Origin of the sequence: Candidatus Nitrosotalea sp. TS (assembly GCF_011319465.1) — an archaeon.
In the GTDB taxonomy this organism is placed as follows: Archaea; Thermoproteota; Nitrososphaeria; order Nitrososphaerales; family Nitrosopumilaceae; genus Nitrosotalea.
The window spans coordinates 13,969-27,189 of record NZ_RCMB01000015.1 but is presented as its reverse complement, the minus strand read 5'-3'; the positions used below and the strand labels follow the sequence as shown (position 1 = coordinate 27,189).

The window sequence follows — 13,221 nt, the reverse complement described above, 5'->3', positions numbered from 1 at the left end:
CAATTAACTTGTATGCTCTTGTAGGCATTGATACTAGATTTAGTTGCAGTGCTCCTCCAAACAATCCAACAAGAACTACACGTGCTCTTCGTCGGAGTATTTGCATATCTGTCTCTACAGTCTTGCTTGCGTTAACAAAGTCTATCACTGCATCAGCTCCCAGATTTCCTGTTAACTCCATTATGGCTTTTATAGGATCTTCATTTTTAGAATTAATAACAAGATCTGCGCCATTTTCTTTTGCTACTTTTAATTTATTATCATCAAGATCCATCGCTATTATTCTTGCACCAGAAACTGCCTTTGCCAATTGTATTCCCATCAATCCAAGTCCTCCTGCTCCCACTATCACAACATTATCGTTAGGTTTCAACTGTGCGTTCTTGACCGCACTATATGCAGTTAAAGCAGAACATGATAATGGGGCGCTAATATCAGTATCCAAGTCAGGAATTTTTGCAAGATATTTGTAGCTTGGAACCAAGACATATTCTGCATATCCACCATCGTTGTAGACTCCCAAAGATCTTGGTTTGTCGCATAGATTTTCTTCTCCTATTCTGCAAGCTGGACATAGTCCCTCGCCAATCCATGGAAACACAAGAACTTTCTCATTTTTTGTAAATCCTTCCACCTCTTCCCCCATGCTTTCTATCACGCCAGCAACTTCATGACCTGGAGTTAAAGGATATTTTACACCTCGATCAGTTGTCTTAAGGATTTGACCACCTGGACCTTCATAACCCCCATCCCAAAGATGAATGTCGCTATGACACACTCCGGCAGATTCTACTTTAATCAACACTTGAGATCCCTTAGGTTTTGGAGCTTCAAGATTTTGAATTTCAAGCGGTTCTTTTATTTTGACAATTCTTGCTGCCTGCATGACTTCGGTTTACCAATACGTCATATAAGATAGTTTTTGTGATTCCTACGCCTAATCCAATTGTCAAATGGGCTAAAACTTTCAATTCATTTCATAATTGAAAACGAACTCAAAGATTCCATCGATCCTTTTTAAAACTCCAAATCTGCACGTGTCCTGACAATCAACCGTAAGTTTATTACTAACAGAAAAAATATTCGCAAATATGAAATTTAGAATGTGGTATGTCTCAATGGGGATTACTGCAGCTGTGATCTTCTATAGCATGCTCTATTTGGGACATGTACTTTGCGTTCCTATGGAAAACTCACCATGCGTCTCAATGCTAAGCTCTACGTAGATTTAATTAAAACCAAGTAAAATATTTGACATGAGCTGCTCTGGTGAAACTGTAGAGGCAAACAACGAATTCATCCAGATAAAACCTGTGATTTTAAATCAGCTCAAAAAGGCAAAGTACGGAGTGTCTGATCATAGCACAGTAGAGCTGTGTCATTGGACAAAAAAATCATTTAGAAATGAAGGTGATTGTTACAAGCACAAGTTTTATGGTATCTCAACTCACAGGTGTATGGAATTCTCACCTGCTGGAATGTTTTGTGAGAATAGATGCGTGTATTGTTGGCGTCCAATGGAATTTTATAGTGCAATGAAAATGCAGCCTGAAAGAGTAGCTCCACCTGAGATCATTCTTTCAAACTTGATGGAAGAGCGAGAGAGGCTGATAATGGGACATTATGGAGACGTTAAAAGCGATAAGAAAAAAATTGACGAATCACTTCTTCCAAGTCATTATGCAATATCACTTTCAGGAGAACCTACAATGTACCCTCAACTGCCTGAGTTGATAAAATATCTCAAGCAGCTTCCAGCAACAAAGTCTGTATTTTTGGTTACAAATGGCCAAGAGCCTGAAATGCTTGAAAGATTACAAGACGAGGATGCGTTACCAACCCAGTTGTATTTATCGACAAATGCACCTAATGAAGAAGTTTTTCAACTTGTCAATAGACCAAAATACAAAGACGCCTGGGAAAGATGGAATGCCAGCCTTGAGATACTCTCAGAGATGGATACCAGAACGGTACTTAGGGTTACTTTGATCAGAGGACTACAATGATAATGATCAATTAATTCCAGAATATTCCGAGATATTCAATCACGGAAATGTCCACTTTATAGAGATAAAGTCTTACATGCACATAGGTCGCTCAACCAACAGACTGGAACGTTCCGACATGCTTGATATGTCTGAAGTAAGACGCTTTGCTAATGCGTTGATAAGGCAAAGTGGCATGTATTCAGTAATGGATGAAAGTGAAATGTCAAGAATCGTAGTACTGCAAAATCAGAAGCGATTCACAGACCGCTGGATTTCTTCTTATGCAAATACCAATTAGCAAATTTTTTCAATGCCAAGTATCGATGCGAGATAATATTTTTATTCTTTATTTGTGAGTACGGACAAAGTTTGTCCTTTTGGAACAAATATCGGATCAAATCCCCACTTGCTACCTTCGTATTTTTTTAGATATTTTTCCATGTACATCTGCACCAAATAACACAACATTTTCCTCCTTTTCACAGTACGCAATAATGGATCTAAATGTAGCATCCCTTTGTTTTGACAATAATTTTAGAATTCCCTTATTTCCAATAGTATCGAGTGCAAAGGACGAATATGGTCCTGGAAAGCCTTTCAGTGACTGAAATAAACAATCCATCATCTTCTATGATTACCGGTTTTGAGCAGAATGAAAATGCTTGTCTAGCTTTGTGCTGTGCTACTTCTTCCAAACTATTTGTCTGTATTTCCTGAAGTTTGCACTTGAAAAACTCTATCGATATACCAAATCCTGACAAAATGGTACTGGCTTCCTTAAACTTATTTTTGTTTGATGATACAAAAAAGAGACTAGACGACATTTGCATACCTGCCCCTTTTCTCTATATCAGATACCTGTGAGATGACTTTCTCCTTCCTAGAAGCGCCTACAATTTTACCATATCCGCTCAAAAATGATGACCATGCCTGATTTACGATTGAAACATGAGCGCTGTTTAGTACCTCTTTGAATAACCTAAGATCAATTGCATGATCCTCTATTTTTTCAGTTCTCTGCGCAAGTCCAAAATCTAAGATTGTCAATTGGTTAGACGTCAGTATGAAATTTGAGGTGGTAACATCGCCATGCATTATACCATTTTTGTGCAAAGTCCCTAATATTTTTCCAATTTTTTCACATATTTTTATTATCATTTTGTTTGACAAATCTCTCACCAGGTCTCCTGGTACAAATTGCAAGTATATTTCGAATTTATTTTGATCCACAAAATAAACAAGCGGTGTATTGACTCCAAATGATTTTACTTCTGAGATCATTTTTGCTTCCCTAATAGTTCTCAGTGTGCGAATTCTATTATCAAGAATTTCATTACGATACTTTTTTCTTTTTCTAATTTTGAGAATAGATTTTCTTCCATTCCATGTTGTTAGATAAATATCAGCCTCTGCGCCCTTTTTTATTAATCTCAATATCACCAAGTATGATGTCACATAATTTAAGTTACAATCATATCAGCAGAATTACTTACATTATTGATACTTTACCATGCAACAACATTGAAATAAATCAGATTCTATACCAACAACTCTTAACGACTATGTGATATACAGTTATAACATACGATAAAAAAAAGATTTCATGGAACCAAACGAAAAAAAAATCATGCAAGAGGACTGTTCAGAGGATACATTGGGCATAGGAATACTTACTCTTACTAACATGAGAATCGCTTTTGACAAAACAGAAGGACGAATTATGGATTTTTCTAAAAAGTTTGGCGAAACGGTGATAGAAGCTAAACTCAAGGACATAGTTGAAGTATCAAAAGAAGGAAGGTTTATCAAAAAACTTCGAATTAAAGTCAAAACTAACGAAGGGGAGAAAACATACAAGTTTGGTGTCTTTAGCAATGGAAAATGGGAAAAAACAGTCCAAGAGGCTATTTCTAACTATAAAGATTAGTAAAGTATCTCTACAGTATCTAATCTCCAGGATTGTCTTACAAATGTATTTTCTAACTTTACGCCAGTTTTTTTAGACGATTCTAATAATCCAACCCAAGATATCTGAGAACCACAGTCTCCAGAATATTCTTTTGGAGATACAAAGAATTTGCAATTGTGTCTTTTACATATGAGTTGAAGAATTTCTGATAGTCTCTTGTTGGCTGCTACGCCGCCGACCACTAGAAATTCTTTCTTTCCGGTAAACGATAAAGCTCTCTCTACAGCTTCGCCTATCATGGAAAATGCTGTTTCTTGCAATGAAAAGCATGCCGCCTCTAGTCCTTTTGGAATTATTCTTTTTGTGGCAGAAAGAAGACCTGAAAAAGATACATCGTTTCCTTTTACTACATATGGTAGGGGCTCATAATTAGACGACTTGGATGCGAGTTCCTCGATTTTTGTACCACATGGTGATGCAAATCCAGCATGTCTTCCAATTTGATCCAATAGTTGTCCTAGAGTTATGTCTAGCGTTTCACCAAATACACGCCATTTCTTACCAAGAAATGCAAGAATCATGGTATGACCCCCGGATACAAGTAAAACTAGAGGATCTTTTGCTCCAGTAAGCATCTTACCCAATTCAATATGACCAAGCGCGTGATTTACAGGATATACAGGTATATCATAGTATGAAGAAAGAGACCTTGCTACAACTGCGCCAATTCTAAGACAAGGGCCAAGACCTGGACCTGCAGCATATGAGACTAGATCAAGTTCAGTGATTTTTACACCCGCTTTTTCCAGACATTCTGATAGTACTTGAGGAGAATTTTCAGCGTGGTGACGAGATGCTTCTCGTGGATGTATTCCCTCACCTTCAGGCGGTCTGTATATTTTTCGAATATCTGACAGAATCTTTCCATTTTTGCCTTTTTTTTCAATAATAGCACACGAAAAAGTGTGAGCAGTGCTTTCTATTCCCAAACAGAGCATATTATCCTCTACTTAGAGTTGACATTATTTTCAACACATCCCCATTTTTTAATTTATGCTCTGCACCAACTCGTTGTTTTGTCTTGGCATCTACCGCATAAAGGAATCCTTTTGCCAGATCTTCGTGGACAGACCTAGCAAGATCTCTTGCAGTGGATCCTGCTGGAAGCAATCTTGCATCTGGTAAGATCTCCCCATTTTTGTTTGACAGTTTTGATTCATCTTCTACTGGAAAGACTGTAATCAATTTTAAAAGATCAAAACATGCAGAATCCAATATTTGTTGAACGCCTGTACCTCCAATCTTAGACAGTACTTTTTGAGCCAAATCTAATGCTTTTTGTTGCTGTGGATTCAGATTTGTTCCTTTTATTTTGAAATCTTTTTCTCCTGGAAGATAATCTACAAGTCCCCCTTTTGCAGCTTTTCTTAACAATAGTTCAGTCTCTGCACTACACGCTATTGTATTGTGTATTTTTTTCAATTTATCCAATATACCAAGATCATGACAGAGATCAGATTTGTTGGCAGCAATTATAATTGGTTTGGTTCTCTTTCTCAGTTCCTTTACAAATGCAAGAATATCACTTTCATCCCAATCTAGCGGTTTTTTTATCTGTAAATTCAAATGATGTAAAACAGCTTCAATATCATATTCTACTATTCCAAGACCGCTGAATCTTTGAGTTATAGCATGAATGACTTTACCACTCTTGTTTTCTAACTCTCGGGTCAACTTGTGCCATTCCCTCTGGAGTATTTGCTTCATCCATTGATCAAATTCCTCTTCTACAAACTGCACATCTTCTAGCGGATCATGAGTACCAGCTGGAATAGGTTGGCCTTGAATATCTGTTGATCCTGATGCATCTACTACATGAATCAGTATTTCTGCCTGCCTTGCATCATCTAAGAATTTATTTCCTAACCCTTTTCCCTCATGGGCACCAGGAACAAGACCTGCGACATCAATTAGTTTCACAGGGATGTATCTAGTTCCTTTTATGCATAGTTGATGAACGTGACTTATTCCAAAATGTTTGCACGCACATTCAGTTTTGACATAAACAATACCTACGTTGGGTTCAATTGTAGTAAACGGGTAATTTCCAATCTGTGCTGTGGTTTGGGTCGCAGCTGAGAAGAATGTTGATTTTCCAACATTGGTTTTACCCAATAATCCTATCTGCATAAAAATCAGTCCAAGGTCTTCTCTTATTAGTATTGCAGAAGTGTTTAATTGAATTCATTCTTCAACTTATTCGTTGAAAATAATAACAGGGACCCCCGGAACAGGAAAACATACTGTAGCAAGAATACTTGCAAGAAAGCTAGAATTGGAACTAATCGACGTAAATAAAGTGTCAGTAAATGAAGGCATGACTAAAAAGAACGGTCAAGTATTAGAGGTGGATGTTCTAAAATTAAAGAAGACATTAGACAAAAAGATGCCAAAGAATGCATTACTTGTGGGACATTTAGCTCCCTATGTTGTTTCAAAGAACAAGATAGAGATTGCAGTAGTATTGAGACGTAACCCGTACAGCTTGGAGAGGGTTTACAAGAAAAGAGGTTATGATAAGAAAAAATTACTCGAAAATCTTGGTAGTGAGATAATAGGAATTACGTACTATGACATGATAAAAAATGTAGGACATAAGAAAACTTTCCAATTTGATACTACTAACAAATCGGTATCTAGTACAGTGAAGAAAATTGAGTCTCTTTTTGTAAAAGGTAAAGCAAAGGAAGACAATGTTGATTGGCTGAAAATAGTTTCAGAAAAGAGAGACTTGAAGAGATTTTTCCCATACTAGATTCAAATTACGTTGTCTTAAATCAAGATATGAAATGTTTGAGATAAAGAAATCTGATCTGGCAGGAAGAATAGGAATACTTCACACTAATCATGGCAAGATTGAGACTCCAGCATATGTTCCAGTAATTCATCCAGTACGACAGTCAATACCTACAAAAAAAATACGAGAGATGGGTTTTGATCTTGTTATAACAAATGCGTTTATCACACTAAAGCAACGTGGTGATGAGGCCATAGAAAAAGGAATACACAAAATAATTGATTATGATGGTGCTGTGATGACAGACTCTGGGGGATATCAAGTTCTAGAATACGGAAACATAGATACAAATTACAAGACCATGGCAGCATTTGAAAAAGGAATTGCAACAGATTTTGCCATTCCACTAGACAAACCGACAGGTTTTGGGTTGTCAAAGAAAAAGGCAAGAGAGTATGTCAATCACACACTAAAGGTATCAAAGGAAACTCTGGATACAAGAGACGACAATGGACAGATATGGATAGGCCCAATACAGGGTAGCGAGTATTCTGATCTAGTTAAAGAGTCAACTAGGGCGTTGGTAAAATACGGTTTTCAAATGCTTGCACTAGGAAGTCCAGTAGAATTCATGGAATCATATGAGTACAGACTTTTGGCAAAAATGATAATTACTGCAAAAAAAGAGATGCCGGATTCCATTCCACTTCATCTCTTTGGTGCAGGACATCCTCTTACAATTCCGCTAGCCGTGGCACTTGGCTGCGATACCTTTGATTCTGCCTCATACATGCTCTATGCAAAACATGATAGATACATCATGGAAGACGGTACTGCTCATCTTAACGAGATATCATATTTCTCTTGTACCTGTGAAATATGCAGTAAATACAAGCCAAAGGAGATTCAGTCGCTTCCCAGAGACGAAAAAATAAACAGTGTTGCTTTACACAATCTTTATTCCATAAAGGCTGAGGTTGACAGGGTAAAGGAATGCATCCACGAGGGGCGATTATGGGAATACGTACTAAAGAAAGCACGTGCACACCCAAAACTCTTTGAAATCATATCAGTTCTTACTTCAAACACTCCGTTTCTTATTAGAAGCACGCCCAGATTCAAAGAAAGCGCAATATTCCTATTTTCAAAGGAGGACCAATTCAGACCAGAAGTATCTAGATTCCATAGCATGGTGAGAAAATTTAGGACTAGTAAGAAAAATCTTGTAATCATTCCAGAAGGTACTATGAGACCATTTTATCTATCAAGAGAATATGGCAAATTGAAAAAGAGATTTGCAAGTATCGCAGACGATACTCAGTTCTGCCAGTACAATCCATATCTAGGAATAATACCTTTAGAACTTTCAGACATTTATCCTGCAGCACATTACGTAATGTCGGACTCTCAATATAACAAAGACGAGTTTTCTGAATTTGCCAAGACTTGGAACATATTCCTTAAACAAAACAAATTCAAAACAATTCATGCTGTAAATGATGACTTTCTAAAGCATCATGCAAAAATAACAAAAAATAAGATCAAATTTTTCAATTTTAAAAAATAAGAAAAAATGGAAAGAACGGTTTCGCTTAAAGTGCAGCGTCTTCTGCCCAGCCTTTTACGAAGATACCATTCTTGTGGAGAGGAACTGGTTGACCAGGTGTGTAAGTCATTGGTCTCATCCAGAAGATTGCCTTTGTTGGGCAAACGCCTATGCATGCACCGTCTGAGATGCATCTTTCTGGATAAAATACAAATGCTTTACCTCTCTTCCAGCCTTCTACAGGCTTTACACGAAGAACGTCCGGGCCAAGAGAAGTACAGATCTCTACGCAAAGCGCACAGCCTATACATCTCTGTTCATCGATGTCTGGAATGATTGCTATTGGCATTCTGATTTTGATCATCTACCGTTTGCTATTTAAACTATCTGCAAAATTCATAACGGAGTTATAGAATTATTTTACAATTACAGAATAAAAGAAAAACAAAAAGAAAGTATAATTGAAATTTTTACTTCTTTATTTGGCGCATTGCTTCAATCTGGCCGGATGTTACCCAGTCGAGCAATTCTGCAGATGTAGGATTTAGATCACCCTTTTGATTCATCATATTGTGAACCCAAATCCAATTTATCTGGTTTAATAATGGTTTGTTACCCTCATCGCCTCTTCGAACTTTGTCTCGAAGATCTTTTGGGATGGTACTCCACCATTGTTCAAAGGTTCTACCCATGTTCAGATCAATTTTGATTCATATAATTAAGTCTTTTGTAAATTATACAGACAATATAACGATACCAGTTCTTCCAAACGCTAAACGTTTAAAGGTACTCTGAAAAGATTTTCAATTCTTGCAGGTCAAAGTCCTAGGGGCAGCAAAAGAAGTAGGTAGATCCGCCTTTCAAGTTAATTGTGACGGAGTAAGCTTCTTGTTAGATTACGGAGTAGAGTTAGGAAAGGAATCGCTATATCCGCTCCCAATAAGCCCACATGAAATTAATGCTGCCATCATAACCCATGCCCATCTGGACCACTCAGGTAACATGCCTTCACTTTTTGCACAGGGTAGTACGGATGTCTATGCAACCCCCCCAACTTTTGATCTTTCAAGATTGCTGATAGAGGATATGGTAAGACTTGAAAAAAGTAAGCTTCCTTTTGACCTATCTGATGTGTCTAAAATGATTATGCATTCAAAAGAAATCGGATATAGAGAAAAGGTAACTCGCGGAAATGCATCCTTTGAGTTATTAGAATCTGGCCATGTGTTAGGCGGTGCATCAGTTCTGATAGAGTCACAGAACAAGAAATTATTCTATACTGGAGATATCAACCCCAGAGGGTCGCGCATGTTAAGGGAGGCAGATCTTGATATGGGTGAGATTGATTTGTTAATCACTGAAAGTACCTACTCACAGACAGATCAGATGCCGCGTCTTGAATCAGAAGAAAAATTCATTGAATTTGCGTATGAGGTTTTGGATAGAAAGGGAATACTCTTTGTACCTGCCTTTTCTGTTGAAAGATCACAGGAAATAGCAGTGGTATTAAAAAACGCTAAATTTAAACACAAAGTCATAATGGACGGCATGGCCGTAAAAGTAAATGAAATAATGCTAAAATATCCAGAATATCTACGCGATGCTGAGGTTTTTGCGGATTCTGTGAATCATGCAGTTTGGGTAAGAGGAGAAAGGGAAAGAAAAAGTATGTTGGGTGAACCGGCAGTAATAATTTCACCTGCTGGCATGTTAGTTGGAGGCTCCGCCGTATTCTATTTACAAAATCTAGCTCTTGACAAGAAAAATGGTATAGCGTTAGTTTCTTATCAGGGAGAAAGAACGCCTGGAAGAAAGCTTTTGGAAACAGGCCGCGTGAGTATCAGAGGCAAGGAATTCAAGGCAGAGTCAGAGGTAAGGCAGTTTGAATTTTCTGGTCATGCTGACAGGACAGCTCTTTTTGAGTTTATAAAAAAAATCAAGGGAAATCCAAAGGTTCTCACCATTCATGGCGATAACGAATCATGTACAAAATTTGCTGAGGAGATACATCAGAAATTTGGTTTTGATGCCCATGCACCTGATGCAGGTGAAGTAATTACCATATAAAATGCGAAATAATTCTACAATAGATCTAAATTTTACAATCAATAGTGGCCAAGTGTTTCTCTGGAATAAGATCGAGGATAGATGGTTTGGCATTAACGGGGACGAGTTTTTAGTTATAACAGAGCCTTTCCAAATAGACTCAGCTTCAAAAAGTGTTCAGCGTTTTTTTAGGCAGGATGACAACTTGAATAAAATATTATCAGATATTAGCAGAGACAGGCTTGTTGGCACTACAGTAAAACAGTTTCCTGGTTTGAGGTTGATAAGACAAGACCCCTTTCAGTGTTATATTTCATTTATATGTTCATCCAATTCGTCCATACAAAACATCAAGAATATGCTAACAAGACTCTGCCAAAAATTTGGTAATAAAGTAGAATTTGAAAACCAGCAGTTTTCTACTTTTCCTAGTGCGGAGAGGCTAGCAAATGCTACTATCAAGGACTTGCTTTCATGCGGACTTGGGTTCAGGGCAAAATATGTAAAAGATGCAGCAAAGGCTGTAAACTTGGGAAAAATAGAATTCGAGTCACTAAGAAAGACAGATTACAAATCTGCACTGGAGACTCTGAAAACAGTACGAGGCATTGGCAACAAAATTGCAGATTGCATACTTTTGTTTTCACTTGACAAACTGGAATCTTTTCCTATAGATAGATGGACGCAGCGAATTTTACAAAAATATTATCCAAGCATATTTGATATTATGCATGGAAAATCTCTAACAGAAAAAAAACATGATAGTCTACATGAAAAAATTGTAGAATATTTTGGACCTTATGCAGGGTATTCACAACAATTTCTTTTCAAAATGGAAAGGGATCTCAACAAAAAGAAATGGTTGTAAAAACCCTTAATATGGCTGCCAATTGCCCGATATTTGGGCCTGTAGCTCAGCATGGATAGAGTGCTGGACTTCTAATCCAGTGGTCAAGGGATCGAAGCCCTTCGGGCCCGTTTAATCAGTTGAAGCGCGCCTTATGAATTTGTTAAATCCAATTAGTTGAATTACAGGATTGGCATAATTTCATATGAGATATAGTAATTTTGGTGAGACTCTAGAAAAATACCATATTGAAATCAATAAAGATAACAAGTGAATTTACTCTCCAAAATAATAGTAGAAAAACACAGCAAGGTGTAGGTTTGTAATACACACACGTACGTATCTACCATATTAAAATAAGATCAAGCATGCAAGTCGAAAAAGTATCCTTAGACGAAATGTGGGATATTATTGAGAGATTCGGGATTAAACGCAAATTGATTGATCCACATAGTAAGTTGTCTTACGGAACTATTCACGATCTATATTTGACAATAAAAAATAGTCAATGTATGCAAATTGAGAAAAGATAGTAAAAAAGCCAGTTATTTAGCAACTTTTTGGAGATCTAACGAAGTAAACTAATCACAGTTAGACCCTTGACTATAAGAGCGAATCTTACAGATATTCTAATCTTACAGATTTTTTAGAATAATTAGAGTATAACCTTAAGAATAGGCATGACTAACTGAGGTTTAAGAAATGAAGTATGTATCACAATGGTACAGACAGGTTATGGGTTTATCCCCTAGAAAGAAAAAAGTTCTGTTGATTTGCTTATGGTGTATTGCGCCTATTGAGATGGGGATTATTACAGGTGCCTTCTATTTAGGAAGGCGATTACATCAAACCGCCAGTCTACCTAAGCACATTGTCTAGCTAAATCTTGCAAAACTCTAATCTTTGAATTCAGATATAAAAAGGAAATTTAATTTGTTATTAACGCATGAAATTTACTTTTTTTCCATATTGAAGTTAGAGCGACCACAGCATCCAACAGTCAAAGGATTGCCATAATAACATCATTCCGTTGAAGTTCTATGGTCTTTGTTGTGATATATCTAATATAATAAATTGTTTACTCACAAAACTGCATAATATAGATATCAAAACAGTTAGCGCAAACCTCCAATCTATTTTTAGAGTTTTGAATGTTATTTTAAAAAACAGTATTGCTATAATTTATTATCTTCAACTTTGAAATCAAATTATGAAAGACATAGAGATAAAATTGGAAAATTTGAGCATAAAGTCTCATGAAATAATCAAAGGCAGCGTTAAAGTAAATTACCCTGGCAGATATGATGGCATAGTCATAAATACACAGATATTAAATTCCAATCAACTCATAGTATACAAATCATACAATAACAAGGCAATATCACAAAATGTCTCACGACTATTTATCAATAAAAATGACATGCCACAAAATTCTGCAGAATTTACAGCTTCGGTCGAATTTGAACCAAAAGAGCCACACGAGGTTAAGTTTAGAGCTTCAATAATACAAGAACATAAGGAAATAGAAAGCGATATTTTGTTTGCAAAATTAATTTCCTAAATAGTCTAAGTCTTTTATGACTTCTAAGATGTTAATGCTCCGTGAACAACATCAATTTCTCCTCTCATCCAAGGATGGGGATCGCAATGATATTTTATTTGAGCTTCCTGAGTAAAGAGAAATTGATACGTTTTACCAGGCGGGATCACACCGTTTGATCCAAAGTCACCGCTGTAAAGGTCTTTGAATGGTTTATCGGGTGTAACGGTATGCGAAGCTGAATCGCTGGTATTTTTCCATATCACCAGGTTGCTTACACCAAGTTGAGCCGTAATTTTATCTGGTACAAAGTTCTGTTGCTGTTGAGGGTTTTCAGCTCCGGGACTATGACTATGTTTGTAGTACTACCAGGTTGTAGAACTTTCTCTGGAATAATTGGTTTGGCATTAAATTCCGGAATATAATATTGTTGATAATACGAAATGCCAATTGCTGCTCCCACTATAACTGCAATCAGCGCTATTCCATATGCGTGGACTCGATGTTGGAACGCTCAACTAGTCGTTGATCTTTTTTAATAGTCTTAT

16 protein-coding genes, 1 tRNA gene and 1 pseudogene are annotated in these 13,221 nt (G+C 36.9%); 8 read left to right on the top strand and 10 right to left on the bottom strand.

Translation table 11 applies throughout. From position 1 onward, the window contains the following. On the bottom strand, positions 1-886 hold an 886-nt coding region (locus DYY67_RS07320), incomplete at its 3' end, for an alcohol dehydrogenase catalytic domain-containing protein (protein WP_166392064.1). A gap of 370 nt (positions 887-1,256) precedes the next feature. On the opposite strand from DYY67_RS07320, the pseudogene twy1 reads away from it, so the two are divergent. After that, positions 1,257-2,286 (top strand): annotated as a pseudogene (twy1, locus tag DYY67_RS07315) (4-demethylwyosine synthase TYW1). 111 nt (positions 2,287-2,397) lie between these two features. Here the strand turns inward: twy1 and DYY67_RS11620 are convergent. Genes DYY67_RS11620 through DYY67_RS07305 form a run of 3 tightly spaced genes read right to left on the bottom strand, consistent with a single transcriptional unit; the run spans position 2,398 to position 3,422 of the window. Then, positions 2,398-2,613, bottom strand: a complete 216-nt coding sequence (locus DYY67_RS11620; RefSeq protein ID WP_320416000.1) for a non-canonical purine NTP pyrophosphatase — start codon at positions 2,611-2,613, stop codon at positions 2,398-2,400. Continuing rightward, positions 2,534-2,812 carry a non-canonical purine NTP pyrophosphatase gene (locus tag DYY67_RS11615; RefSeq protein ID WP_320415999.1) on the bottom strand — a complete coding sequence of 93 codons (279 nt, stop codon included), beginning with the start codon at positions 2,810-2,812 and terminating at the stop codon, positions 2,534-2,536. Before DYY67_RS11615 ends, DYY67_RS11620 begins: the two co-directional genes overlap by 80 nt. Beyond that, the gene (locus DYY67_RS07305; protein ID WP_166392062.1) at positions 2,802-3,422 is read right to left on the bottom strand and encodes a KEOPS complex kinase/ATPase Bud32; all 621 of its coding nucleotides are present in this window, start codon (positions 3,420-3,422) and stop codon (positions 2,802-2,804) included. The genes DYY67_RS11615 and DYY67_RS07305 overlap by 11 nt, the downstream gene beginning before the upstream one ends. Before the next feature lie 169 nt (positions 3,423-3,591). Between DYY67_RS07305 and DYY67_RS07300 the strand changes: the two genes are divergently transcribed. Beyond that, positions 3,592-3,915 carry a hypothetical protein gene (locus tag DYY67_RS07300; protein WP_166392060.1) on the top strand — a complete coding sequence of 108 codons (324 nt, stop codon included), beginning with the start codon at positions 3,592-3,594 and terminating at the stop codon, positions 3,913-3,915. Here the strand turns inward: DYY67_RS07300 and kae1 are convergent. Beyond that, complete coding sequence (gene kae1, locus DYY67_RS07295; protein ID WP_166392058.1) at positions 3,912-4,895, bottom strand: KEOPS complex N(6)-L-threonylcarbamoyladenine synthase Kae1; 984 nt, start codon at positions 4,893-4,895, stop codon at positions 3,912-3,914. The genes DYY67_RS07300 and kae1 overlap by 4 nt on opposite strands. Before the next feature lies 1 nt (position 4,896). Further along, complete coding sequence (locus tag DYY67_RS07290) at positions 4,897-6,087, bottom strand: redox-regulated ATPase YchF (protein ID WP_166392056.1); 1,191 nt, start codon at positions 6,085-6,087, stop codon at positions 4,897-4,899. Between the two features lie 73 nt (positions 6,088-6,160). On the opposite strand from DYY67_RS07290, the gene DYY67_RS07285 reads away from it, so the two are divergent. Together DYY67_RS07285 and tgtA are read left to right on the top strand one after the other, a co-directional pair. Beyond that, positions 6,161-6,712 carry an adenylate kinase family protein gene (locus DYY67_RS07285; RefSeq protein WP_166392054.1) on the top strand — a complete coding sequence of 184 codons (552 nt, stop codon included), beginning with the start codon at positions 6,161-6,163 and terminating at the stop codon, positions 6,710-6,712. Between the two features lie 34 nt (positions 6,713-6,746). Further along, positions 6,747-8,261, top strand: a complete 1,515-nt coding sequence (gene tgtA / locus DYY67_RS07280) for a tRNA guanosine(15) transglycosylase TgtA (RefSeq protein ID WP_166392052.1) — start codon at positions 6,747-6,749, stop codon at positions 8,259-8,261. Positions 8,262-8,286: 25 nt separating this feature from the next. Here the strand turns inward: tgtA and DYY67_RS07275 are convergent, their stop codons facing one another. Both DYY67_RS07275 and DYY67_RS07270 read right to left on the bottom strand, forming a co-directional pair. Then, on the bottom strand, positions 8,287-8,589 hold the full coding sequence (locus DYY67_RS07275) for an ATP-binding protein (RefSeq protein ID WP_166392050.1): 303 nt from the start codon (positions 8,587-8,589) through the stop codon (positions 8,287-8,289). Between the two features lie 121 nt (positions 8,590-8,710). Beyond that, entirely contained in the window at positions 8,711-8,932 is a 222-nt protein-coding gene (locus tag DYY67_RS07270; RefSeq protein ID WP_166289080.1) for a hypothetical protein, read from the bottom strand. Positions 8,933-9,050: 118 nt separating this feature from the next. Between DYY67_RS07270 and DYY67_RS07265 the strand changes: the two genes are divergently transcribed. The 4 genes from DYY67_RS07265 (at position 9,051) to DYY67_RS07250 (ending at position 12,694) form a co-directional block, all read left to right on the top strand. Beyond that, a complete protein-coding gene (locus DYY67_RS07265; RefSeq protein ID WP_166392048.1) occupies positions 9,051-10,307 on the top strand; it encodes an MBL fold metallo-hydrolase in 1,257 nt (418 codons plus the stop codon). Position 10,308: 1 nt separating this feature from the next. Then, complete coding sequence (locus DYY67_RS07260; protein ID WP_166392046.1) at positions 10,309-11,154, top strand: DNA-3-methyladenine glycosylase family protein; 846 nt, start codon at positions 10,309-10,311, stop codon at positions 11,152-11,154. A gap of 35 nt (positions 11,155-11,189) precedes the next feature. Next, positions 11,190-11,264: transfer RNA gene (locus tag DYY67_RS07255), tRNA-Arg, on the top strand. Positions 11,265-12,343: 1,079 nt separating this feature from the next. Next, positions 12,344-12,694, top strand: coding sequence for a hypothetical protein (locus DYY67_RS07250; RefSeq protein ID WP_166392044.1), 351 nt, complete (start codon positions 12,344-12,346; stop codon positions 12,692-12,694). A gap of 23 nt (positions 12,695-12,717) precedes the next feature. On the opposite strand, the gene DYY67_RS11035 is transcribed toward DYY67_RS07250, so the two are convergent. Both DYY67_RS11035 and DYY67_RS11030 read right to left on the bottom strand, forming a co-directional pair. Further along, a complete protein-coding gene (locus DYY67_RS11035) occupies positions 12,718-12,939 on the bottom strand; it encodes a cupredoxin domain-containing protein (protein ID WP_320415998.1) in 222 nt (73 codons plus the stop codon). Between the two features lie 8 nt (positions 12,940-12,947). Next, positions 12,948-13,136: a hypothetical protein gene (locus DYY67_RS11030; RefSeq protein ID WP_255492983.1), complete on the bottom strand. Its 189-nt coding sequence runs from the start codon at positions 13,134-13,136 to the stop codon at positions 12,948-12,950. Positions 13,137-13,221 lie beyond the last annotated feature (85 nt).

Excerpts from the sequence above, each read along its gene's own strand:
- DYY67_RS11620 (WP_320416000.1), bottom strand. The coding sequence starts at position 2,613 with ATGATGGATTGTTTATTTCAGTCACTGAAAGGCTTTCCAGGACCATAT.
- DYY67_RS11615 (WP_320415999.1), bottom strand. The coding sequence starts at position 2,812 with ATGTCGTCTAGTCTCTTTTTTGTATCATCAAACAAAAATAAGTTTAAG.
- DYY67_RS07300 (WP_166392060.1), top strand. The coding sequence starts at position 3,592 with ATGGAACCAAACGAAAAAAAAATCATGCAAGAGGACTGTTCAGAGGAT.
- kae1 (WP_166392058.1), bottom strand. The coding sequence starts at position 4,895 with ATGCTCTGTTTGGGAATAGAAAGCACTGCTCACACTTTTTCGTGTGCT.
- DYY67_RS07290 (WP_166392056.1), bottom strand. The coding sequence starts at position 6,087 with ATGCAGATAGGATTATTGGGTAAAACCAATGTTGGAAAATCAACATTC.
- tgtA (WP_166392052.1), top strand. The coding sequence starts at position 6,747 with ATGTTTGAGATAAAGAAATCTGATCTGGCAGGAAGAATAGGAATACTT.
- DYY67_RS07275 (WP_166392050.1), bottom strand. The coding sequence starts at position 8,589 with ATGCCAATAGCAATCATTCCAGACATCGATGAACAGAGATGTATAGGC.
- DYY67_RS07270 (WP_166289080.1), bottom strand. The coding sequence starts at position 8,932 with ATGGGTAGAACCTTTGAACAATGGTGGAGTACCATCCCAAAAGATCTT.
- DYY67_RS07260 (WP_166392046.1), top strand. The coding sequence starts at position 10,309 with ATGCGAAATAATTCTACAATAGATCTAAATTTTACAATCAATAGTGGC.
- DYY67_RS07250 (WP_166392044.1), top strand. The coding sequence starts at position 12,344 with ATGAAAGACATAGAGATAAAATTGGAAAATTTGAGCATAAAGTCTCAT.